The following is a 21,139-nucleotide window of genomic DNA, read 5'->3' on the forward strand; positions in this document are numbered from 1 at the left end:
CCAGCCACGCTGGACCGAGGCACGCATGAATGCTCAGGCGCCGTCGGCGTCGATGACGGCCTTGGCAAAGGCTTGCGGCGCTTCCTGCGGCAAATTGTGGCCGATGCCGCCGGTGATCAGGCGAAACTCGTATCGGCCCGAGAACTTCTTGGCATAGGCGCTCGGGTCGGGATGCGGCGCGCCGTTGGCGTCGCCCTCCATCGTGATCGTCGGCACGTCGATGACGGGAGCCGCCGCCAGCTTCTTTTCGAGATGCTCGTATTTCGCTTCGCCCTGGGCGAGCCCGAGTCGCCAGCGGTAGTTGTGGATCGTGATCGCGACATGATCCTTGTTGTCCAGCGCCGCCGCACTTCGATTGAAGGTGGCGTCGTCGAACTTCCATTGCGGTGAGGCGAGCTTCCAGATCAGCTTGGCGAAATCATGCGTGTACTTCTCGTATCCGGCACGGCCGCGCTCGGTCGCGAAATAGAACTGGTACCACCATTGCAGCTCGGCGGACGGCGGCAACGGCGCGTTGCCGGCGGCCTGGCTGGAGATCAGATAGCCGCTGACCGACACCAGCGCGCGGCAGCGCTCCGGCCACAGCGCGGCGATGATATCGGCGGTGCGCGCGCCCCAATCGAAGCCGGCGATAACAGCCTTCTTGATCTCAAGCTTATCCATCAGCGCGATGATGTCGTCCGCCATCGCGGCAGGCTCGCCGTTGCGCGGCGTCTCGCTGGAAAGGAAACGCGTCGTGCCGTAGCCGCGCAAGTGAGGGATGATCACGCGATAGCCGGCCTTGGCCAGGATCGGCGCGACGTCGACGAAGGCGTGAATGTCGTAGGGCCAGCCGTGCAGCAGGATCGCCACGGGACCGTTCGAAGGACCCGCCTCCGCATACCCGACATTGAGGACGCCGGCATCGATCTGCTTGATCGCCCCGAAGGACGCAGTCGATGCGGACGATTTCGGCGCTTCGGTCTCAGCGCGCGCGAGTTCGATCACGCCGAGGCCGACGGCGACGGTTCCGGCGGCGACGCCAAGGAACTGGCGGCGATGCTGATCGATGATCTGCTTCATGGTGGTGCTACCTTTCTTGATGGTTGGTGATGGCGCGTCAGATCAGCGCGACCGTGACGTCGACGTTGCCGCGAACGGCCTTGGAATAGGGGCAGGTCTGATGCGCATCATCGATGATGCCGCGTGCGATCTCGGGGTCGAGGCCCGGCAGGCTGACATTGAGGCGCGCCCGGAGCGAATAGGCGCCCTCGTCGAGCATGAGATCGATTTCCGCATCGATCGCGCATTTCCTGGGAAGCTCGATCTTCCGCTTGCGCGCCGCGATCTCCATCGCGCCTTCGAAGCAGGCCGACCAGCCGGCGGCGAACAATTGCTCGGGATTGGTGCCGATGCCTGCGGCGCCCGGCGGCGACAGCTTGACGTCGAGGCGGCCATCGGAGCTGCGCGATATGCCGTCGCCTCGGCCGCCGCTGGTGTGGGTCTTGGCCGTGTAAAGTATTTTTGCCGCCTGCGTCATGAAGCTGTCCTTTCCGTTCCGCAACTGACTAGCAGTGGCTGGTGCAGGACACCCGTTGGGAGTTGTGAGAAGTTGTGAGGTCAGACCTCGCGCGCTTAACAAGGCCTGCACCCGCGGCCTGATGCCGATGCAGCGACGGCCTTGCCGGATCGCGATCATCTGGCTATCGGGTCCTGTCGAAGGGACCCGAGATTTGCCATGACAGAGCCGGCCGGCACCGCAGCGGGAACTTTATCGTTCGGGCCATTCTCCGTGACGCCGCATGAAAGGCTCGTGACGCGCGATGGCGTCGCGTTGCCGCTGGGCGCGAAAGCGTTCGACACGCTGATGGCGCTGATGTCGCGACCGAACCAGGTCGTCGGCAAATGGGACCTGATGGCGCTGGTGTGGCCCGGCGTCACCGTCGAAGAGGCCAATCTGCGCTTTCACGTCGCAACGCTGCGCAAGGCGCTCGGCGACGGCAAGGACGGCGCCCGCTACATCACGACGCTCTCCGGCCGCGGCTATTGTTTCGTGGCGCCGATCTCGCAACTCGCAGCGCCGGTTTCGCAAACAGGCATTGCGGCAGCCCAGCGCCCCACGCCGCGGCTGGAATTGCCGCCGGTGAAACTGCCGAACCGGCTACAGCGGATGGTCGGGCGCGACGATGAGATCGCCACTGTTTCCGACAAGCTCATCGCCTCGCGCTTTGTCACGATCGCCGGCCCCGGCGGCGTCGGCAAGACGGCGGTCGCAGTGGCGATCGCCCACGACTTGCTCGAGACTTTCTCCGACGCCGCGCACTTTGTTGATCTCGCCGCGCTCAGTGATCCCGATCTCGTGATCACCTCGATCCTGCTGATGCTGGGCTTGCCGGCCGAGACCGACGATCCCCTGCCCGCGCTGCTCGCGCATGTCAGGGACAAGCGGATGCTGCTGGTTCTCGACAATTGCGAGCACGTCATCGCGACCGCCGCGCCGCTGGCGGCGGACATCTTCCAGGCCGCGCCACATGTCCATATCCTCGCGACCAGTCGCGAGGCCCTGCGCGTCGAGGGCGAGCAGGTCTATCGATTGGCGCCGCTTGCCGTTCCGCCCGACGGCTCCGGACTGACGGTCGCCGCAGCGCAGACCTATCCGGCGCTGCAACTATTCCTCGAACGTGCCACGGCCAGCGGCGCGCAGATCAGTCTCGATGACGCCAATGCCGCGATCATCGCGAGGATCTGCCGCAAGCTCGACGGCATGGCGCTGGCGATCGAACTCGCCGCCGGCCGGGTCGAAGCCTACGGCCTGGAGCAGACGGCCGCACTGCTCGACGAGCGCCTCAATCTGCTCTGGCAAGGCCAGCGAACGGCGCCGCCCCGGCAGAAGACATTGCAGGCCACGCTCGACTGGAGCTACGGACTGCTGTCGGATCTCGAACGCCTCGTGCTGCGCAGGCTTGCGGTCTTCGCCGGGCATTTCACCATCGATGCGGCGCTCGAGGTCGTGCCGGACGAGCGCGTCGACCAGGCCCGCCTGTTCGACGCCGTCGACAGTCTCGTGGCCAAATCGATGGTCGCGCCGCGCCCCATCGGCGCCATGATGCGCTACCGCCTGCTCGACACGACGCGCGCTTATCTGCTCGAGATCGAGCCCGATGACGCGGCTCTCGCCGCCCGCCACGCGACGTACTACCGGCGATGGCTGGAACAGGCCGGCATGACATGGGCCGCCGTGCCGAGCGCGGACGAGCGAGCTGCTCACTTCTCCGCGCTTCACAATGTGCGCGCCGCGCTCGACTGGTGCTTCGGGGCGGGCGGTGATCTCGGCATCGGCATTGCGCTCGCCGCCGCCGCGGCGCCGATCTTCCTGGCGATGTCCTTGTTGATCGAATGCCGGCGCTGGTCGGAGCGGGCGCTGCTGGCGATGGACCCCTCCTCGCGCGGCAGCGCCGAGGAAATGCACATCCAGGCCGCCCTCGGACTGACCTTGATGTTCACCCGCGGCGGCAGCGAAGCGGCGCGCAGCGCCTTGAGCCGGAGCCTTGCGATCGCCGAAGCGCGTGGCGACGAAATCAACCAGCTCCAGCTGCTCGGCCGGATGCATATCTTTCACGAGCGGATGGGAGAGTTCGACGCCGCGCTCGGCTATGCGCAGCAGAGCCTCGGGGTCGCGAGGTCGCTGGGCGATTCCGCCTCAATCGCCCTCGCCCATTCCCTCCTCGGCGTCTCCTTGCATCTGGCAGGCCGGCATCGCGACGCGCTCGAGATGCTGGAGGTCGCATGGCGGGGACCGGGCACGGAGCGAATCAGCACCGTCCACGGCTTCGATCATCGCAATCGGGCCGGCATCACGCTGGCTCGCGAGCTCTGGTTGCAGGGCCGCCCCGCGGATGCGCTGCAACTGGCGCGACAGACGGTCACCGAGGCCGCGCAGATGGATCACCCGATCACGCTCTGCATTGCGCTGATCTGGACGGTCGCAATCGATCTCTGGAGCGGAGACCTCGACGGTGCGAACGCGAACATCGACCGCTTCATCGCGCATGCGACGTCGCGCTCGATGGGGCCTTATCTCGCCGTCGGCCGCGGCGTCAAAGGCGAGCTGGCGATCCGGCGCGGCGATGCCGCAGTTGGCGTCGAGACGATCAGGACTTGCCTGCGTGAGCTCCACGATGCCCGCTACGAGCTGCTGACCACGACGTTCAACATCGCGCTGGTTCAGGGATTGATAGCGCTCGGCCAGATCGCGCAGAGCGCACAGCTGATCGACGACGCCATCCGCCTCGTCGCGCAGAGCGGCGATCACCTCTATATGCCCGAGCTGTTGCGCATGAAGGGCAAGGTGCTGTCGCACCTGCCCGAGCCGCAAATCGAGGAAGCGGAGGCCTGCCTCGTGCAGGCGCTGGAACTCAGCCGCGACAAGGGTGCCAAAGCGTGGGAACTGCGCGCGGCAATCGATCTGGCGCAGCTTCTTGCCCACCGGCGCCGCGCCAAGGAAGCCAGGCGATTACTTCAATCGGCACGCGAAGGTTTCGCTGCAGGTTCCGAGACTGAAGATATCAGGGCCGCCGATGCGCTCCTGAAGACGCTGTAGCGGGCTCACCCCGTCGGCGTGCCCTGCTTCCACTGGCCGCCGGCGATCTTGGCGGCGGCGATCACCGCCTGGGTGCGGCTTTCGACGCCGAGCTTTTGCAGGATCGCCGAGACATGTGCCTTGATGGTGGCCTCGGAGACCCCGAGCTCATAGGCGATCTGCTTGTTGAGGAGGCCCTCCGACAGCATCATCAGGACCCGGACCTGCTGCGGCGTCAGCGTCACCAGACGGTCGCGCAGGCGCGTCATGTCGGGATCGGCCGCAGCCGACAGATCGGTATCGGCGGGAACCCAGACGTCGCCCTCCATCACCTTGAGGATGGCGTCGCGCAGGGTCTCGACGCCGAATCGCTTGGGAATGAAGCCGGAGGCGCCGAAATCGAGCGAGCGGCGGATCGTGGCGCTGTCGTCGGACGCCGAGACGATCACCACCGGGATCGCCGGATATTGCGCACGCAGATAGATCAGGCCGGAAAAGCCTGAGATCCCGGGCATCGAGAGGTCGAGCAGGATCAGGTCGACATCCGAGGTCTGTTCCAGGAGCTTGGTCAGATCCTCGAACGATCCGGCCTCGTCGATCCTGGCCGAGGTCAGGACGCCGGCCACCGCCTGTCGCAGCGCGTCGCGGAAAAGAGGATGGTCATCGGCGATGACGAGATGGGTCGAGGGAGCGTTCATCGTTCTCTTGCTGTCGTTCGCGGGCCGGCGGACAGATCCCGGGTCTGTCAATTCTTCCCCGAGCGGCCGTGGCATGCAAGTGCACATTATCCCTTTGCTGCAAAGGGGTTAATCCGGAAGCCTACGTGGCGGCGCGCCGGTGCCTGATACCGGCGTCAGCTACGCGTCAGTGCGCAAGGCCGAAAGTCGTATTGGGGCGGGTTTCACGCCGATGTTACCTTGCAGGCAAGACCTGGGTTGATCCGGCATGTCCGGACGTCTGGGGTGCGAGGAAACGCAATTCGGGGAGCGACTCAATATGTCGACAATGGCTGTGTCTCAAGCAGGCGCGGGAGGGATGACGAAGGACGAACGGTTCGTCATTCTCGCCTCCTCGCTCGGTACCGTCTTCGAGTGGTACGATTTCTACCTCTACGGCTCGCTGGCTTCGATCATCGGCGTGCAGTTCTTCTCGGATTACCCGCCAGCCACCCGCGACATCTTCGCGCTGCTGGCCTTCGCCGCCGGCTTCCTGGTGCGTCCGTTCGGCGCGATCGTGTTCGGCCGCGTCGGCGACATCGTCGGCCGCAAATACACCTTCCTCGTCACCATCCTGATCATGGGTCTGTCGACCTTCATCGTCGGCCTGCTGCCGAACGCGGCGACCATCGGCATCGCGGCTCCGATCATCCTGATCGCGCTGCGCCTCGCCCAGGGCCTGGCGCTCGGCGGTGAGTATGGCGGCGCGGCCACTTATGTCGCGGAGCATGCTCCGAACGGCAAGCGCGGCTACTACACCTCCTTCATTCAGACCACCGCGACGCTCGGCCTGTTCCTGTCGCTACTGGTGATCCTGTTCACCCGTAGCGCCCTCGGCGAGGCCGATTTCGCGAAGTGGGGCTGGCGCATCCCGTTCCTAGTCTCGGTGCTGCTGCTCGGCATCTCGGTCTGGATCCGGCTTCGCCTCAATGAATCCCCGATCTTCCAGAAGATGAAGGACGAGGGCAAGAGCTCGAAGGCGCCGCTGACCGAAGCCTTCGGCAACTGGCAGAACGGCAAGCTGGTGCTGCTCGCGCTGCTTGGCGGCGTGATGGGCCAGGGCGTCGTCTGGTACACCGGTCAGTTCTACGCGCTGTTCTTCCTGCAATCGATCCTGAAGGTCGACGGCTACACCGCCAACCTGCTGATCGCCTGGTCGCTGCTGCTCGGCACCGGCTTCTTCATCGTGTTCGGCATGCTGTCCGACAAGATCGGCCGCAAGCCGATCATCCTCGGCGGCTGTCTGATCGCGGCGCTGACCTTCTTCCCGATTTTCAAGATGATCACCACCAATGCCAACCCGGCGCTGGAAAAGGCGATCGAATCGGTCAAGGTCGACGTGGTGGCGGATCCCGCGGGTTGCGGCGACCTGTTCAACCCGGTCGGCACCCGTGTCTTCACCGCACCTTGCGACACCGCACGTGCCTACCTGTCGCAGTCGTCGGTCAAGTACTCGACCACGTCTGGCGCAGCCGGCTCGGGTGTGAAGGTCGTCGTCAATGGTAAGGAAGTGCCCTACACGAGCGCCAAGGACAGCAACCCGGCAGTGCTCGCCGCGGTGCAGGCGGCCGGCTATCCGAAGGCCGGCGATGCGGGCATCGTGAAGATGTCCCATCCGTTCGACATCTTCCGTCCGCAGGTGGCGGCGATCATCGGCCTGCTGTTCATCCTGGTGCTGTTCGTCACCATGGTGTACGGCCCGATCGCGGCGATGCTGGTCGAACTGTTCCCGACCCGCATCCGCTACACCTCGATGTCGCTACCCTACCACATTGGTAACGGCTGGTTCGGCGGCCTGCTGCCGGCGACCGCCTTTGCCATCGTGGCCTCGACGGGCGACATCTATGCCGGCCTCTGGTACCCGATCATCTTCGCCTCGATTACCGTCGTGATCGGCTTCTTCTTCCTGCCCGAGACCAAGGACGTCGACATCAAGGCGACCTGATCGAAAGCAGCGATAAGTACAACGAACCGGCCGCGGAGCGATCCGCGGCCGGTTTTGTTTGAGCACTAAAATTGCTTTATTGATTGCTGCCGACGAATTGCAGCACCACCTCGCGCCGGTGCGGGCGCTTGCGGTGCTCGATCAAATAGATCGCCTGCCAGGTGCCGAGGGCAAGCCTGCCGCTCAGGACCGGGACCTGAAGCGAGGCCCCGGTCAGCATCGTCTTGATATGTGCCGGCATGTCGTCCGGTCCTTCGGCGTCGTGGGTCCAGCCGGCATTCTCCGGCGCCAGCCGGGACAGTGCCGTGGTGAGATCGACCAGCACGGAGGGATCGGCGTTCTCCTGGATCGTCAGCGAGGCCGAGGTATGGCGGATGAACAGCGTCAGCGCGCCGTCGCGCGCGTGAACCTCGGCGATGAATTTTGCAGCCTCGCTCGTCAGATCGGTGAAGCCGTGACCCGATGTCTGCACGGTCAGCAATGACGATGCGATGGTGTCGGCTTGCACCGACGATGGCGCCGAGCGGGTGACTGATCTGGTTGATGTCATGAAGGGTCTCGACTAATCGAATACTGCCGTAGGGTGGGCAAAGGCGCAACGCGCCGTGCCCACGTCTTTCCTCATTGCCTTAGAACCATGGTGGGCACGGCGTAAGAACGCCTTTGCCCACCCTACGGCACCTCAACGCATGGATGGCGCGAAGGGGTCCTCAAATCTTCCCCGACACGTCCTTCTGGACGCGGTTGGCCATGTCGATCAGCCGCCGCCAGGCCTTTTCCAGAAACGACATCACGCGGTCGACGTCCTGGTCGCTCGGCAGCGGGATCTCGATCTTGCGCTCGCCCTCGGCGGCCTTGGGCTCCGCTTTCTTCAGCGGGTCGGATTTCGGCAGCGCCTCGTCGATCTTGCCGGACACCGTCGGCCCGGCCGCGAGCTGTCCCTGCAGCCTTTCGACCTCGGCCTGGAGCCGGCCGATCTCGGCGTCGAGCGCGGTCCGTTCGTCGGGCACCGCGTAACAGGCCCAGCCGGCGCCGTTCTTGGTGCAGGTCGATACCGTGCCGGTGCGCGTGTCGAGCCGCAGCACGCCCTCGGGGATGGGCGTCATGCTGTAGCGGCCGTTCTCGCTGTCGGGCGCGGATTGCGCGGCCTCGAGGTCGCCGGCGATCGCCACCGCGGCGGCGAACGCCGCCAGCGCAAGCCATGATGTTGTGGATGACGTCACTGGTCTCATCGCGATCTCCGCCACGGCGTGCTGGTGGCCCTCTCGCAAATTCTACACCCCGGTGAGGCGATCCGCCGCCCAAAACACGCACCCTTATCAACGATCGCGGCGGCGTGTTCGATCCCGGCAGCGTGGCGAAAGGGCGGCCGCCTTCGCCGATCCTGAGGCTTGCTGCTGCGGTGCGGCGTCACGCTGTGTGCAGCGCTGCCGTGCGCGCCAATATCATCAAATAAATCAGCTACGTAAACGAAAGCGACGCAATCGTGACTTGGCTTGACTTGATTATGGGCCATCAGTATGGTCCGCGCGGCTTTTGAGGGTGGCGGGCGCAATTTCCATTCAGCCGCGGCGTTTCGGGTCTTCGTTGCATGACACAGGGCACGGGACACGGCGAGAATGGGGATCGCGATAGATCGTCCGAGGAAGCTGCGCTTTCCGAACGGCTCGGAAATCTTGATCAGCGGTTGTCCGAATTCCGGGACCGACGAATCAAGACCGAGCAACCCGCAGGTGACGGTGAGGACAGAGCGGCCAGAGCTTCGGCGATGGCGCTTGGTTTCCGGTTATCCTCCGAGTTGATCGCCGGGGTCGTTGTCGGAGCGGGGATTGGCTGGGGTTTCGACCGCTTGCTGTCGACGTCGCCTTTCGGATTTATCGTGTTCCTGTTGCTGGGCTTCGTCGCCGGCGTGGTGAATGTGGTGAGAACGGCGGGTGCGGGTCAAAACAGGCGCGGTGGGTCTTAGCCGATCCGCACCAGGACAGGAATGATCGTGCCGGCCTTGCCGGTACGGGCCGGCCCGGCCGGCAGACCGAGACCCGCCGGCATTGCCCGGCAGACCAAGAGATGCCGCGCTGATGAAAATCGACCCGATCCACCAGTTCAACATCGAGCCTCTCTTCACCCTGGGCCATATCGGCAATCACACGATCGCCTTCACCAATTCGTCGCTCTACATGCTGGTGGCGGTGGCGGTGATCTCGATCCTGATGCTCGCCAGCGGCACGCAGCTGGTTCCCGGGCGCCTGCAATCGGTCGCCGAAATCTCCTACGAATTCGTCGCCTCGACCATCCGTTCGACGGCCGGCGCGGAAGGCATGAAGTTCTTCCCGCTGATCTTCTCGCTGTTCATGTTCATTTGCGTCTCGAACCTGGTCGGCATCATCCCCTATACCTTCACGGTGTCGAGCCATCTGATCGTCACCGCGGCGCTCGCGCTTCTGGTCTTCTTCACCGTCCTGATCTACGGCGTCGCCAAGAACGGCCTGAAGTTCTTCTCGATCTTCGTGCCCCACGGCGTCCCCGGCTACATCCTGCCGCTGGTGATGTTCATCGAGATCCTGTCGTTCTTCCTGCGGCCGGTCTCCCACAGCGTCCGTCTGTTCGCCAACATGCTGGCCGGCCACATCGCGCTGAAGGTGTTCGCGGGCTTCGTCGCCATGCTCGGCTTCTCGCTCGGGGCGCTGGGCTGGGTCGGCGGCGTGCTGCCGCTGGCTCTCACGGTCGCGCTGTACGCGCTCGAGATTCTGGTCGCGTTCCTGCAAGCCTATGTGTTTGCGATCCTGACCTGCATCTACCTCAACGACGCCATTCATCCGGGACACTGAGCGGTCCGGGGAATTTCCACCCACAACCCAATCTTTCTTCCAAGGAGTCTAAAATGGATCCGGCAGCAGCAAAACTTATCGGCGCGGGCATCGCATGCATCGGCATGGGCGGCGCGGGCGTCGGCGTCGGCGTGATCTTCGGCAACTACCTCGCCGCAGCCGTTCGCAACCCCTCGGCCGCTCAGGGCCAGTTCGGCAACCTGATCTTCGGCTTCGCCGTGACCGAAGCGCTCGGCATTTTCTCGCTGCTGATCGCGCTGCTGCTGCTGTTCGTTCCGCTCTGAGGACGACGTTTTTCGCGCCGTTCCATCCATTGGGACGGCGCGTGTGACTGCAACAGGAGAACTCCGTGGCTGAAAGTCATGGCGGCGCAAAAGGTCCGGCGGCGGGCGCTCACACCGAGGCTGACGGTGGTCACCACGGTGGCGGTTTTCCGCCGTTCGAGAGCAGCAACTACGCTTCACAGCTGGTGTCGCTCGCGATCTTCTTCGTCCTGCTTTACGTGATCGTGTCCAAGCTCGCTCTGCCGAAGGTCGGCGGTGCGATCGAGGCGCGTCAGAACAAGATCGAGGGTGACCTCGCCGAGGCGCAGAAGCTGAAGGACCAGTCCGAGGCGGCGCTGAAGGCCTATGAAACCGAGCTCGCTTCGGCGCGCACGCGGGCACAGGCCATCGGCAACGAATCCCGCGACAAGGCGAATGCGCAGGCGGAAGCCGAGCGCAAGACGCTGGAAGAACAATTGGCGGCCAAGCTCGCCGGGGCGGAGAAGACCATCGCCTCGACCCGCGCCACCGCCATGAGCAACGTCCGCGGCATCGCGGCCGATGCGGCAGGCCAGATCGTGCAGCAGCTTACCGGCGTCGTTCCCGACGCCGCGTCGGTCAATGCCGCGGTCGATGCGTCCCTGAAAGGTTAGTCGAGATGTTCTTCGATCCTGAAACCTGGGTCGCCATCGCCTTCGTGATCCTGATGGTCGTGTTCGCCTATCTCGGGGTCTTCAAGTCGGCGATGACGGCGCTGGATCATCGTGCCGCCCGCATCAAGGCCGAGCTCGACGACGCGACGCGCCTCAAGCAGGAAGCGGCCAAGGTGCTCGCCGACTACAAGGCACGCAGCGCCACGGCCGAGCGCGAAGCTGCCGACATCATCGCCAACGCCAAGGCCGAAGCCGAGCGCACCGCGGCCGACGCCAAGGCGAAGATGGAAGACTTCGTCGCCCGCCGGACCAAGACCGCGGAGAGCAAGATCGCGCTCGCCGAGGCCCAGGCACTCGCCGATGTCCGCGCCGCAGCCGCGGAAGCCGCCGTCCAGGCCGCCTCCACGATCCTGTCGCAGTCGGTCAAGGGCCAGGTCGCCGACGATCTGCTCGCCAAGGGCATCACCGAGGTTCGCCAGAAGCTGAACTGAGGGTTTTGCCTTCAGTAATCAAAAAGCCGGCGCGATGAGCGCCGGCTTTTTTGTTTGCGACACCGCAATCCACAAATACCGTGTCATCACCCGCGAAAGCGGGTGATCCAGTATTCCAGAGACAGCAATGAGATACGGAGAAGCCGCGGCGTACTGGATGCCCCGCCTGCGCGGAGCATGACAGCGTTCTTCGTGACGACTTGCTTACCTACTTCTTCTTCCGTCCCTTCGGCTCGGGCGACAGCGCCTGCGGGTCGAAGCCGACATAGAAGACATAGGAATCGGCGACCGCGGCGGAGGGCGTCGGATAAGCCAGATCCTCGACGATGAAGGTGAAGGGCACGCTGCCGCCCTCCGACATCTCGACCGTCGTCCGGTAAGCCTTCGAGGCGATCACTTTCTCGCCGACGCCGCCCTGCACCACCGCGACACGCAAAGGCACCTCGACGGTGGCGGGCGCGCCGGCGGGACCGGCGATCACGCGGCCCTGGATTCCGATCCGGGCCGTGATGCCGACACTGCTGCGGGAACATTCGCGCGCCATCTTGGTGATCGAGGCCTGGAAGCGGATCTCGTTGCCGACGGCCGGCTTGCCGGCCGCCCCGACCGCGTAGGTTGATGCGCCCGCGCGCACCGTCACCTGCGGGCAATCGACCTCGTCTTCCGCCGGCTGGCCAGGCGCGGGCGCGGGCTTGGGCGGGGCCGGCTCATCCGACTTGCCGCCGAACAGGCTCTTGAAGCGGTCAGTCAAGGACTGGGCGGCCACCGGCGAAACCGCCGCGAACGACATCGACAAGACAAGCGCGATCGCCGTCCCCCGCCGCAGCACATTCCGCGATGACCGAAGCTGCTTCACCATCAAAGCCCGTACTCCAATGACAATTGTCCGGCCGATCGTGGGCCGGGGCATGCGGGTTATATCGTCAAAATCGGCGAACCCAAGGCAGCAAAAAGGGGGACTTGGCAGGGGACTTGGCCAAAGGACTTGGGCAAGGGATTTGGCCACATGATCGAGCGGCTCAGCCGCGGAAATCCTCATGCAGCAGGCCGAACAGCAAATGGTCCTGCCAGACCCCATTGATGCAGAGATAGCGGCGCGCCAAGCCCTCACGGGAGAAACCGCACTTCTCCAGCACCCGGATCGACGGCGCATTGGTGGGGATGCAGGCGGCCTCGACCCGGTGCAGATTGAGCTCGCCGAACAGCGTCGGCAGCAGCACCCGCAGTGCAGCCGTCATGTAGCCGCGATGGGCATGGGGTTGGCCGACCCAATAGCCGATGGTGCCGGCCTGCACGATGCCGCGCCGGACATTGGCCAGCGTGATGCCGCCGACCATGGCGCCATCAAGCTCGCGGAAGATCAGAAAGGGATAGGAACGGTCCGCGGCAATGTCCTCGGAATAGCGGCGCAGGCGGCGGCGGAAGCCGGATCGGGTGAGATCGTCAGACGGCCAGATCGGCTCCCAGGGCGTCAGATAATCGCGGCTGGTTTCGCGCAAATGCGCCCATTGCAGGAAGTCCGACATCTGCGGCGCGCGCAGCAACAGCCCGTTACCGCGCGGCGCGAGGGCGGCGGGTCCACTGGACGGCAGGCGAAAGAGGGCCATGGTGATGCTTCCCGGGGCAGCTCAGCCCGCGCGCGGCTCCTAATGCAGCCGCGCCTTGGCACGTGCCCGCGTCAATCCTTCCGCAAAAGACACCGCCGTGTCCAGACCCCTGCCACTGCCTAATGCGACAACGGCAGGCCGGCTCCGCGACAGCAGCGCACGCGCCGCGTCCCGGGTCGATTCGACGCTGACGGCGTCGATCCGGCCCACCAGCTCCTCGACCGTCTGCGGCCGGCCATAGGCCAGCACGTGGCGCGCCAGCTGCTCGGCACGCGACGAGCAGCTCTCCAGCGCCATCAGGAGCCCTGCCTTCATCTGCGCCTTGGCCCGCGCGATCTCGGCCTCGGTCAGCGTCTCCACCGACTCATTCATGATGTCGACCACGACCTCCATCATCTCCGGCGCGTCGGCCGGATCGGTGCCGGTGTAGAGGCCGAAGAAGCCGGTGTCGGTATAGGGCGCGTGGAACGAATAGATCGAGTAGCAGAGGCCGCGCTTCTCGCGCACCTCCTGGAACAGGCGCGACGACATTCCGCCGCCGAGGATGTTGGTGAAGACCTGGAGCGAGAACAGCGACAGATCGTTCTGCGGCACGCCTTCCAGCGCCAGCGTCAGATGCGCCTGCTCCAACTCGCGATGCACCACCTTGGCGCCGCCCTTGCCGAACTGAGCGGTTTGCGGCTTCGGGCCCGGCGTCCCCTCGAAACTCGCAAAGCGCTTCTCGACCTCGGCAACGACTTGGCTGTGATCGACCGCGCCTGCGGCCGCCACCACCATGTCGGGCCCGCGATAATGCGTCGAGAGGTAGCCGCGCAGCATGTCACGGTTGAAGGCGCGCAGCGTCTTGGCCGTGCCGAGCAGCGAGCGGCCCATCGGCTGATCGGGATAGCAGAGCTCGTTGAGATGCTCGAACACGACGTCATCGGGCGTATCCTGCGCGGCACCGATCTCCTGCACGATGACGTTCTTCTCGCGCTCCAGCTCGTCGGGCTCGAAGGCCGGATTGGCGAGGATGTCGGCGAGCACGTCGAGCGCGAGCGGCACGTCGGCCTTGAGCACCCGCGCGTAATAGGACGTAGTCTCGGTCGAGGTGCCGGCATTGAGGTCGCCGCCGACCGCCTCGATCTCCTCGACGATCTCGCGCGAGGAGCGCTTCGTCGTGCCCTTGAACGCCATGTGCTCGAGCAGATGCGAGATGCCGTGCTCGTTCGGCTTCTCGTCGCGTCCGCCGACGCCGGCCCAGACGCCGAGCGCCGCGGTCTCGAGATGGGGCATCTTGTCGGTGACGACGGTCAGGCCGGAGGCAAGCTTGGAAATCTCGACGCTCATCCGGCAACTCCCTGCTTTGCGGCGCGGCTGACCGACAGCACGAACCGCTCGACCTCGGCCTGATCGTTCTTCATCACCTTCATGTGTTCGGATTTGGTCATCAATCCGTCGAGCCAGGCCGGCAGTTGCGGCCGCTGGCCGCAGGCCGCTTCGACGGCGTCGGGGAATTTGGCCGGATGCGCGGTGGAGAGCACGATGCTTGGCACCCTCGTGTCGGTGGTGTCGCGATCGGCGACAGCGAGCGCCACCGCCGTATGGGGATCGACCAGCTCGCCTGCCTCACGCCAGCCGGCGCGGATCGCAGCCGCGGTCTCGGTCTCGTCAGCGCGGCCGGCGTCGAACTCCTCGCGGATCGCGGCCAGCGTTGCGTCCGGCAGCACGAAACGTCCTGACTGCTTCAGCGAATCCATCAGGCGGCGCACGCCGGCTGCATCGCGCTTGCCGGCCTCGAACAGCAGCCGTTCGAAATTCGAGGAGATCTGGATGTCCATCGACGGCGACGCCGTCGCGTGCACCTCGCGCACCTCATAGATCCCCGTCTTCAGCGTGCGCGCCAGGATGTCGTTGACGTTGGCGGCGATGCGCAGGGTCCGCACCGGCAGCCCCATGCGCTTGGCGACGTAGCCGGCGAAGATGTCGCCGAAATTGCCGGTCGGCACGACGAAATCCACCGCGCGCGCCGGCGCACCGACGGCGACGGCGGAGGTGAAATAGTAGACCACCTGGGCGACGATGCGCGCCCAGTTGATGGAGTTGACGCCGGAGAGCGAGGTCGCATCGCGGAAGCGATGGTTGTTGAACATCCCCTTCACGAGCGCCTGGCAGTCGTCGAAATTGCCCTCGATGGCGAGCGCATGGACATTGGCCGCGCCCGTCGACGTCATCATTCGCCGCTGCACCTCGGAGATGCGGCCGTGCGGGAACAGCACGATGAGATCCACGTTCTCGAGGCCGGCGAAGGCTTCGACCGCAGCGCCGCCGGTATCGCCTGAGGTGGCGACCACGATGGTGGTGCGCTGGCCGCGCTTGGCGAGCACATGGTCCATCAGCCGCGAGATCAGCTGCATCGCCACGTCCTTGAAGGCGAGCGTCGGGCCGTGAAACAGCTCCAGCACGAACTGGTGCGGCGACATCTGGCGCAGCGGCACCACCGCCGGATGGCGGAAGGTGGCATAGGCCTCGTTCGCCATGCGGCCAAGCTCGGCGTCCGAAATCTCGTCGCCGGCGAACGGACGGATCACGTCGACCGCGACCTCCCAATAGGGGCGGCCGAAGAAGCCGGCGATGGTTTCATTGGAGAGCTGGGGCCAGATGGTCGGCACATACAGGCCGCCGTCGCGCGCAAGCCCGGTCAGCATCACGTCGCAGAAGCCGAGTTCGGGGGCCTCGCCCCGGGTCGAGATATAACGAGTCAAACTGCCCTCCAAAGGCCGACCGGGCTTACGACCGCTCGTTAAGCCTTTGATTTTACGAAATTACTTGTTAACAGCCAGAAGCTTTGCGCCACCATAAAGTGTTTTGCGGCATCAGGAAACCGCTTCCCGCCGGCACCCCTGCCCAGCAAAAAAGGCTGCGGCGATGCCGCAGCCCTCTCTTGGAAGGTCTGTCGTTGATATGTGCAGACCGGTTTGCCTCTGGGGTCGCCGCTCCCGCTGAAACTTGTCCGGCAACCTTTCGCCGTCAGTCACGAAATCGTCAAGGGCGAAAACGACGAGCGCGGGAAGATGTTCCTATTTTTCCCGACATGCCCAAGCTTTTGCGAGCGCGCTCCAGCCAACCGTCGTGAAGAATTGCCATTTTATCCCGACAATTGCGGGGATCCGGAACGAATGCCACCTCGACCCATTGTGTCCGCGGATGGGTGTCGGCGGTGTCCATGCATTGCCCGGCTGCACGCCGGCACCAATCCGTCTCGCCGAACCGGCTGCATCCTGGAGCAGCCGGTTCGGTGCCGGGCCCCCGGGCCCTCAATTCATGCCGATTTCAACCGCGATCCTGATCAGGTCGGAATGGTTCTTGGCTCCCAGCTTCTGCTTGAGCAGGGACGTGGTGTTGGCGACGGTCTTGTAGGAGATGCCGAGCGCCTCGGCGACTTCCACGATCTTGTCGCCGCGTCCGAGCAGGCGGAGAATTTCGAGCTCCCGCGGCGTCATCTGCGAAGCCGGGTTGGCCTTGATCGCCGCGCCGGAAAACGTCACGGCTTCCGCGAGTTGCGGTGAGATGTAATTGTCGCCCGCGATCACCTTGCGCACCGCTTTCAGCAGGATCCTGGGATCATCGCCCTTGGAGACATAGCCCTGCGCCCCAAGCTCGACCGCCCGCACCACGAAGGCCGGATCGTCGTTCATGCTGAACATGATGATCTTGGCGTCGGGATCGTCCTTGCGGATGCGTCGCATCAGCTCGAAGCCGGAGACATCGGGCAGGCTGATGTCGATCACGGTGACGTCGGGCCGCTTGCTGACATAGGCGCGATGGCCGGATTTGGCGTCGGTCGCCTCGTCGATACGGATCGAATGGTCCGAAGCGAACAGGGTGCGGCAACCGGACAGCACCACGGGGTGGTCATCGACAATCAGGACCCTGGTCGCCGGCTTGGCGGTATCTTGCATCGCGCACTCTCTTGTTTTTCGACTCATAGACCGGCGGGAACAAATGGAAAGAGTAAATCCCGCCGATGCGCGTTAGAATTGACCTAATGTGGCAACGACTCTCGTTCAGAACGCAACTGTTTCTTCCACTTGGGGCGAGCTTTCTCGCCGCGCTGATCCTTGGCGGCGTGCTGCTCCAGATCTTCGCGGCCGGTCAGCTCGCCGACGAGAACGAGCCCGCACGACGTTCGACCCGGACGATCGCGGCCGCACTCAACAACACTCTGCGCGCGTCGGACGACCCGCGGAAGACGCTTGACGCCTTTGTTCAATCCTTGACCACCTCCTCGGACATCCAATTCCGTTCCGCGGAAGCCCCTCCTGCGGAGCCACCAAAGGACGGCCTTCACAACCTGCAAGGGATTCCGCAGTGGTTTGTCAACCTGCTCATGGTACCGGACATGGACGCCGCAACCCCGGTGCTGATCGATGGCAGACGTGTCGGCGATATCGTGTTCCTGCCGGACCTGTCGGCCGACCTGTTCGAGAAGTGGATCGGCTTCCTGGCGCTGACCGGCCTCGTCGCCGTGCTGACCGTGCTCACCGGAATCATCGCTTACGTCTTCGCGGGATCGGCACTGCGTCCCCTGCAGCATCTCGGCCAAGGCCTCACACGGATGCGGCGCGGCGACTACGCAAAGCCGATCCCGGTCGGAGGCCCGCCGGAGATCCGGCAGAGCTGTGCGGAAGCAAATGCGCTGGCTGCGACGCTGGCGCAATTGAGCCAGGACAATCGCGATCTGATGCACCGCCTGGTGTCGCTCCAGGACGACGAGCGGCGCGATCTCGCCCGCGAGTTGCACGACGAGCTCGGACCGCTGCTGTTCAGCATCCGCGCCGGCACGATCGCGCTGGTCGACGCCTCGCCGCAGGTGGGAAATCTCGGCAAATCAGCCCAGGATGTGCTGCAATCGGTCGAGGCGCTCCAGCAGACCAACCGCCGCATCCTCGATCGGTTGCGGCCGCTCTACATTCAGGAGCTTGGCCTTTCGACCAGCGTGCAGACGCTGCTCCAGAACTTTCGCAAGCAGGCACCGCATATCGTCCTGACGGAGACGATCGATCCGGGTCTCAACGTGATCGCCGGGCCGCTGGCCCAGACCGTCTATCGCGTGATCCAGGAGGCGCTGACCAACGTGCTGCGCCACGCCAAGGCCGGCAACGCCCATGCCCAGGCGACCGTCACCGGCGAGGCGCTCATCATCGAGATCTCCGACGACGGCGACGGCTTTCCCGAGGGCAACGTTTTCGGCCGCGGTCTGACCGGCATGCATGAACGCGTGCGCGCGCTCAGCGGATCGCTGTCACTGTTGCGCGTGGATGGGCGAACTTATGTACGCTGCCGGCTTCCGACCGAGCCGGCACGCCAGGCGCCGGTCCAGCCCATTGGATGAGCTGACCTTGTCGGAGACCCACTGCGCACTTTGCGCCAACGCGGCCCTTCGGGTCCGCATCATGCCCTAACAGGCGCAGCCATGATGCGCGTCCTGTTGCGCCGGCTCGCACAACGTGCTGCGGATCTTGCCTTCCGGGCTGAAGCGAAACGAGGCGTGAATGCGTAGCGCGCCGGCGACGGAATATTCGACATCGACGCCATGGGGCGCGGGATGGATCTCCTCCAGCCCGAAACCTGCCAACGAGAAGGCACTGAGGCGCGGCTGCCAATAGGCCTCGAGCTCGCTGCGGCCGCGATAGCGCTGCGCGCCGTTGCACGTGCATTCGACCTGGGCGTCGTCCGCATAGAGGTCGAGCAACGTCGAGAGGTCGCCCTTCCGGCAGGCGTCCACCCAATCGACGACAATTCCCATCTGGTCGAAATCGCTCACGCCGCAATCCCTGTCTGCCGCGGAAACTCACCGGCGGCTTAGGACCACACTCGTGAATGTGCGCTGAATAATAAACCCCGGACGATACCGGGTTCCCTCAGAGTATCTACGGTCGAGCTCAGCTCTGCCGCCGGCCTCTTGCCCACACCGCGAAGGCGATCAGCACGGCGCCTGCGAGCAGGAACCAGGTGATGGCGTATTGCAGGTGATCGTCCTTCAGATGCACGTCGAGCGGCCCCGGGCGCGGGATGCCGTTCTCGGGCACCGGTTGCTCGAGGTCGACATAGAACGGCGCAACCGCGCCCCAGCCGAGCGCGCCTGCGATGGCCGGATGATCGCGCACGAACCAGAGCCGCTTGTCGCGGTTCTCCGCCGGCGTCAGCCAGCCTGGCGGCTCGGGAAAGCGCAGGTAACCGGTGAGCGCGACCGGCTGCCCGGTGACGAGCTTCTTCACCGCGCGATCCTCGACGCTGCGGTCCTGCATCGTGTTCTCGACGAAGCCCGCATCGATCACGACCGTCTCGCCGCTGGGCAGCCGCGCCGGCAGGAACGCCCAGGTGCCGGGGCCGGAGGCGTCCTTGCGCACTGCCGAGCCCGACGAATAGATCATCGCATCCGGCAGGGCTGCGTAGGTCGCGGTGAAGCTGACGCGGCGGAATTCGTCGCGCGCGGGATCGAGTGCAGCCCATTGCGAAGATGGCGGCAGCACGATGGGCACCTCTGCAAGGCGCTCGGTGAGCGCCGCGACCAGCGCGTGCTTGGCGGTCCGGCGCTGCAATTGCCAGAGGCCGAGCGCGATGAAGACGGCCGTGAGGAACAGCGTGAACAGCGCGAAGCCGGCCACGCGAGGCTTGCGCGCAGGCTGATTCATTTCGCGCGGTCGACCAACCGGCCCGGCGCCGCCTTGTGGTGGAATTGCAGCGCGATCAGCAGCGACTTCATCGCACGCAGCGGCAACAATGTGGTGGCCAGGATCAGCGGCAACCACAGCGCCGCATGCAGCCAGTATGGCGGCTGGTATTTGACCTCGACGATGAGCGCAGCCGCCACCACGATCCCGCCGGCCAGCATGATGATGAAGATCGCCGGCCCGTCGCCGGTATCGATGAAGGCATAGTCGAGACCGCAGCGGTCGCAGGCAGGCGCGAGCGTCAGGAAGCCCGCATAAAGCTTGCCCTGGCCGCAGCGCGGGCATCGGCAGGCAAGCCCGCGCAGCGCGCTTTGCAGGACGGTGGTTTCAGGCACGGACGGGCCGGTGCTGTCATTCATGATCGCGGACTCTATCACAGTTCCGCCGGAGCTTCCGGCGGCCTGAAAGCGAAAGGGCGGCCTTGCGGGCCGCCCTTGTTGATGATCTGCCGCGCGGGCTCAGTGCGCGCCGTGGGCCATGGTTTCGGCGCCGTGTCCCCAGACGTAGATGCAGAGGAACAGGAACAGCCAGACCACGTCGACGAAGTGCCAGTACCAGGCGGCGAACTCGAACCCGAGGTGCTGCGTCGGCGTGAAGTGGCCGGCATAGGCGCGGAACAGGCACACCAGCAGGAAGATGGTGCCGACCAGCACGTGGAAGCCGTGGAAGCCGGTCGCCATGAAGAAGGTCGCGCCATAGACGTTGCCGCCGAACGAGAACGCCGCATGGCTGTACTCATAGGCCTGCACGCAGGTGAAGAGCGCGCCGAGCACGACGGTGAGGATCAGGCCGTATTTCAGGCCCTGGCGGTCGTTCTCGAGCAGCGCATGGTGCGCCCAGGTCACGGTGGTGCCCGACGTCAGCAGGATCAGCGTGTTGAGGAGCGGCAGGTGCCAGGGATCGAAGGTCTCGATGCCCTTCGGCGGCCAAGTGCCGGGGACGGCGCAGGCGCCGGCCTGGGTGCCGAGGCCGCAGCCGAACACGGCATCGCGGGTGGCGTGGACGGCGTCGGCCGGAAACAGCGCGGCGTTGAAATAGGCCCAGAACCAGGCCACGAAGAACATCACCTCGGAGGCGATGAACAGGATCATGCCGTAGCGGTGATGCAGCTGCACGACGCGGGTGTGGTCGCCCTTGTACTGGGCTTCCTTGATCACGTCGCCCCACCAGCTCGCCATGGTGTAGAGCACGCCCACGGTGCCGACGCCGAACACGATCGGCGCGGCCGAGAACATGTGATGCATCCAGGCGATCGCGCCGACCGCCATGATGAAGGCCGAGAGCGAACCGACGGCCGGCCAGGGCGAGGGATCGACCAGGTGATAGTCGTGATGCTTGGTGTGCGCCGTAGCCATTTCGGTC

The 21,139-nt window shown here is 65.0% G+C and carries 22 protein-coding genes; 8 read left to right on the forward strand and 14 right to left on the reverse strand.

From position 1 onward, the window contains the following. Positions 1-33: 33 nt before the first annotated feature. Positions 34-1,062: an alpha/beta fold hydrolase gene (locus GGD61_RS07730; protein WP_183230472.1), complete on the reverse strand. Its 1,029-nt coding sequence runs from the start codon at positions 1,060-1,062 to the stop codon at positions 34-36. Positions 1,063-1,099: 37 nt separating this feature from the next. After that, positions 1,100-1,519 carry an organic hydroperoxide resistance protein gene (locus GGD61_RS07735; RefSeq protein WP_092255805.1) on the reverse strand — a complete coding sequence of 140 codons (420 nt, stop codon included), beginning with the start codon at positions 1,517-1,519 and terminating at the stop codon, positions 1,100-1,102. Positions 1,520-1,717: 198 nt separating this feature from the next. Here GGD61_RS07735 and GGD61_RS07740 point away from each other — a divergent pair, with 198 nt between their 5' ends. Then, entirely contained in the window at positions 1,718-4,579 is a 2,862-nt protein-coding gene (locus GGD61_RS07740; protein WP_092255807.1) for a tetratricopeptide repeat protein, read from the forward strand. Positions 4,580-4,584: 5 nt separating this feature from the next. Here the strand turns inward: GGD61_RS07740 and GGD61_RS07745 are convergent, their stop codons facing one another. Further along, a complete protein-coding gene (locus tag GGD61_RS07745; RefSeq protein WP_018316334.1) occupies positions 4,585-5,256 on the reverse strand; it encodes a response regulator transcription factor in 672 nt (223 codons plus the stop codon). A gap of 337 nt (positions 5,257-5,593) precedes the next feature. Here GGD61_RS07745 and GGD61_RS07750 point away from each other — a divergent pair, with 337 nt between their 5' ends. After that, the gene (locus GGD61_RS07750; RefSeq protein WP_018316335.1) at positions 5,594-7,219 is read left to right on the forward strand and encodes an MFS transporter; all 1,626 of its coding nucleotides are present in this window, start codon (positions 5,594-5,596) and stop codon (positions 7,217-7,219) included. Positions 7,220-7,295: 76 nt separating this feature from the next. On the opposite strand, the gene GGD61_RS07755 is transcribed toward GGD61_RS07750, so the two are convergent. Continuing rightward, positions 7,296-7,769: a secondary thiamine-phosphate synthase enzyme YjbQ gene (locus GGD61_RS07755; RefSeq protein WP_092255810.1), complete on the reverse strand. Its 474-nt coding sequence runs from the start codon at positions 7,767-7,769 to the stop codon at positions 7,296-7,298. Positions 7,770-7,929: 160 nt separating this feature from the next. Further along, complete coding sequence (locus tag GGD61_RS07760; RefSeq protein ID WP_092255995.1) at positions 7,930-8,451, reverse strand: hypothetical protein; 522 nt, start codon at positions 8,449-8,451, stop codon at positions 7,930-7,932. Between the two features lie 359 nt (positions 8,452-8,810). Between GGD61_RS07760 and GGD61_RS07765 the strand changes: the two genes are divergently transcribed. The 5 genes from GGD61_RS07765 (at position 8,811) to GGD61_RS07785 (ending at position 11,454) form a co-directional block, all read left to right on the forward strand. Continuing rightward, positions 8,811-9,185 carry an AtpZ/AtpI family protein gene (locus GGD61_RS07765; protein WP_018316338.1) on the forward strand — a complete coding sequence of 125 codons (375 nt, stop codon included), beginning with the start codon at positions 8,811-8,813 and terminating at the stop codon, positions 9,183-9,185. 112 nt (positions 9,186-9,297) lie between these two features. After that, the gene (locus GGD61_RS07770; protein ID WP_018316339.1) at positions 9,298-10,047 is read left to right on the forward strand and encodes a F0F1 ATP synthase subunit A; all 750 of its coding nucleotides are present in this window, start codon (positions 9,298-9,300) and stop codon (positions 10,045-10,047) included. A 53-nt stretch (positions 10,048-10,100) separates the two neighbouring features. After that, positions 10,101-10,331 (forward strand): F0F1 ATP synthase subunit C, encoded by a 231-nt coding sequence (locus tag GGD61_RS07775; protein WP_007599451.1) that lies wholly within the window; start codon positions 10,101-10,103, stop codon positions 10,329-10,331. A gap of 65 nt (positions 10,332-10,396) precedes the next feature. Continuing rightward, positions 10,397-10,963, forward strand: a complete 567-nt coding sequence (locus GGD61_RS07780) for a F0F1 ATP synthase subunit B' (protein WP_018316340.1) — start codon at positions 10,397-10,399, stop codon at positions 10,961-10,963. A gap of 5 nt (positions 10,964-10,968) precedes the next feature. Then, positions 10,969-11,454 (forward strand): ATP F0F1 synthase subunit B, encoded by a 486-nt coding sequence (locus GGD61_RS07785; protein ID WP_183230473.1) that lies wholly within the window; start codon positions 10,969-10,971, stop codon positions 11,452-11,454. A gap of 208 nt (positions 11,455-11,662) precedes the next feature. Here GGD61_RS07785 and GGD61_RS07790 read toward each other — a convergent pair whose 3' ends face one another. The 5 genes from GGD61_RS07790 to GGD61_RS07810 all read right to left on the reverse strand — a co-directional run bounded on the left by GGD61_RS07790 (position 11,663) and on the right by GGD61_RS07810 (position 17,002). Further along, positions 11,663-12,313: a hypothetical protein gene (locus GGD61_RS07790; protein WP_018316342.1), complete on the reverse strand. Its 651-nt coding sequence runs from the start codon at positions 12,311-12,313 to the stop codon at positions 11,663-11,665. Between the two features lie 160 nt (positions 12,314-12,473). Continuing rightward, positions 12,474-13,061: a GNAT family N-acetyltransferase gene (locus tag GGD61_RS07795; RefSeq protein WP_018316343.1), complete on the reverse strand. Its 588-nt coding sequence runs from the start codon at positions 13,059-13,061 to the stop codon at positions 12,474-12,476. A 39-nt stretch (positions 13,062-13,100) separates the two neighbouring features. Further along, positions 13,101-14,390, reverse strand: a complete 1,290-nt coding sequence (locus tag GGD61_RS07800; protein ID WP_092255813.1) for a pitrilysin family protein — start codon at positions 14,388-14,390, stop codon at positions 13,101-13,103. After that, positions 14,387-15,805: a threonine synthase gene (thrC, locus tag GGD61_RS07805; RefSeq protein WP_177237080.1), complete on the reverse strand. Its 1,419-nt coding sequence runs from the start codon at positions 15,803-15,805 to the stop codon at positions 14,387-14,389. Before thrC ends, GGD61_RS07800 begins: the two co-directional genes overlap by 4 nt. Positions 15,806-16,357: 552 nt before the next feature. After that, on the reverse strand, positions 16,358-17,002 hold the full coding sequence (locus tag GGD61_RS07810; RefSeq protein WP_018316346.1) for a response regulator transcription factor: 645 nt from the start codon (positions 17,000-17,002) through the stop codon (positions 16,358-16,360). 86 nt (positions 17,003-17,088) lie between these two features. On the opposite strand from GGD61_RS07810, the gene GGD61_RS07815 reads away from it, so the two are divergent. After that, positions 17,089-18,435, forward strand: a complete 1,347-nt coding sequence (locus GGD61_RS07815; protein WP_092255818.1) for a histidine kinase — start codon at positions 17,089-17,091, stop codon at positions 18,433-18,435. A 66-nt stretch (positions 18,436-18,501) separates the two neighbouring features. Here GGD61_RS07815 and GGD61_RS07820 read toward each other — a convergent pair whose 3' ends face one another. The 4 genes from GGD61_RS07820 to GGD61_RS07835 all read right to left on the reverse strand — a co-directional run bounded on the left by GGD61_RS07820 (position 18,502) and on the right by GGD61_RS07835 (position 21,132). Continuing rightward, the gene (locus GGD61_RS07820) at positions 18,502-18,867 is read right to left on the reverse strand and encodes a nuclear transport factor 2 family protein (protein ID WP_092255821.1); all 366 of its coding nucleotides are present in this window, start codon (positions 18,865-18,867) and stop codon (positions 18,502-18,504) included. Positions 18,868-18,985: 118 nt separating this feature from the next. Continuing rightward, positions 18,986-19,738: an SURF1 family protein gene (locus GGD61_RS07825; protein ID WP_092255823.1), complete on the reverse strand. Its 753-nt coding sequence runs from the start codon at positions 19,736-19,738 to the stop codon at positions 18,986-18,988. Beyond that, a complete protein-coding gene (locus GGD61_RS07830; RefSeq protein ID WP_018316350.1) occupies positions 19,735-20,136 on the reverse strand; it encodes a DUF983 domain-containing protein in 402 nt (133 codons plus the stop codon). The genes GGD61_RS07825 and GGD61_RS07830 overlap by 4 nt, the downstream gene beginning before the upstream one ends. Positions 20,137-20,235: 99 nt before the next feature. Further along, positions 20,236-21,132, reverse strand: a complete 897-nt coding sequence (locus GGD61_RS07835; RefSeq protein WP_092255826.1) for a cytochrome c oxidase subunit 3 — start codon at positions 21,130-21,132, stop codon at positions 20,236-20,238. Positions 21,133-21,139 lie beyond the last annotated feature (7 nt).

It is taken from the genome of Bradyrhizobium sp. SBR1B (genome assembly GCF_014198205.1).
In the GTDB taxonomy this organism is placed as follows: domain Bacteria; phylum Pseudomonadota; class Alphaproteobacteria; order Rhizobiales; family Xanthobacteraceae; genus Bradyrhizobium.

What these genes read in the sequence shown, in the direction of transcription:
- GGD61_RS07835 (WP_092255826.1), bottom strand. Translation starts at nt 21,132, where the DNA reads ATGGCTACGGCGCACACCAAGCATCACGACTATCACCTGGTCGATCCC.
- GGD61_RS07770 (WP_018316339.1), top strand. Translation starts at nt 9,298, where the DNA reads ATGAAAATCGACCCGATCCACCAGTTCAACATCGAGCCTCTCTTCACC.
- GGD61_RS07745 (WP_018316334.1), bottom strand. Translation starts at nt 5,256, where the DNA reads ATGAACGCTCCCTCGACCCATCTCGTCATCGCCGATGACCATCCTCTT.
- GGD61_RS07735 (WP_092255805.1), bottom strand. Translation starts at nt 1,519, where the DNA reads ATGACGCAGGCGGCAAAAATACTTTACACGGCCAAGACCCACACCAGC.
- GGD61_RS07765 (WP_018316338.1), top strand. Translation starts at nt 8,811, where the DNA reads ATGACACAGGGCACGGGACACGGCGAGAATGGGGATCGCGATAGATCG.
- GGD61_RS07795 (WP_018316343.1), bottom strand. Translation starts at nt 13,061, where the DNA reads ATGGCCCTCTTTCGCCTGCCGTCCAGTGGACCCGCCGCCCTCGCGCCG.
- GGD61_RS07785 (WP_183230473.1), top strand. Translation starts at nt 10,969, where the DNA reads ATGTTCTTCGATCCTGAAACCTGGGTCGCCATCGCCTTCGTGATCCTG.
- GGD61_RS07830 (WP_018316350.1), bottom strand. Translation starts at nt 20,136, where the DNA reads ATGAATGACAGCACCGGCCCGTCCGTGCCTGAAACCACCGTCCTGCAA.
- GGD61_RS07740 (WP_092255807.1), top strand. Translation starts at nt 1,718, where the DNA reads ATGACAGAGCCGGCCGGCACCGCAGCGGGAACTTTATCGTTCGGGCCA.
- GGD61_RS07815 (WP_092255818.1), top strand. Translation starts at nt 17,089, where the DNA reads ATGTGGCAACGACTCTCGTTCAGAACGCAACTGTTTCTTCCACTTGGG.
- GGD61_RS07760 (WP_092255995.1), bottom strand. Translation starts at nt 8,451, where the DNA reads ATGAGACCAGTGACGTCATCCACAACATCATGGCTTGCGCTGGCGGCG.
- GGD61_RS07750 (WP_018316335.1), top strand. Translation starts at nt 5,594, where the DNA reads ATGACGAAGGACGAACGGTTCGTCATTCTCGCCTCCTCGCTCGGTACC.
- GGD61_RS07800 (WP_092255813.1), bottom strand. Translation starts at nt 14,390, where the DNA reads ATGAGCGTCGAGATTTCCAAGCTTGCCTCCGGCCTGACCGTCGTCACC.
- GGD61_RS07825 (WP_092255823.1), bottom strand. Translation starts at nt 19,738, where the DNA reads ATGAATCAGCCTGCGCGCAAGCCTCGCGTGGCCGGCTTCGCGCTGTTC.
- GGD61_RS07730 (WP_183230472.1), bottom strand. Translation starts at nt 1,062, where the DNA reads ATGAAGCAGATCATCGATCAGCATCGCCGCCAGTTCCTTGGCGTCGCC.
- GGD61_RS07810 (WP_018316346.1), bottom strand. Translation starts at nt 17,002, where the DNA reads ATGCAAGATACCGCCAAGCCGGCGACCAGGGTCCTGATTGTCGATGAC.
- GGD61_RS07755 (WP_092255810.1), bottom strand. Translation starts at nt 7,769, where the DNA reads ATGACATCAACCAGATCAGTCACCCGCTCGGCGCCATCGTCGGTGCAA.
- GGD61_RS07790 (WP_018316342.1), bottom strand. Translation starts at nt 12,313, where the DNA reads ATGGTGAAGCAGCTTCGGTCATCGCGGAATGTGCTGCGGCGGGGGACG.
- GGD61_RS07775 (WP_007599451.1), top strand. Translation starts at nt 10,101, where the DNA reads ATGGATCCGGCAGCAGCAAAACTTATCGGCGCGGGCATCGCATGCATC.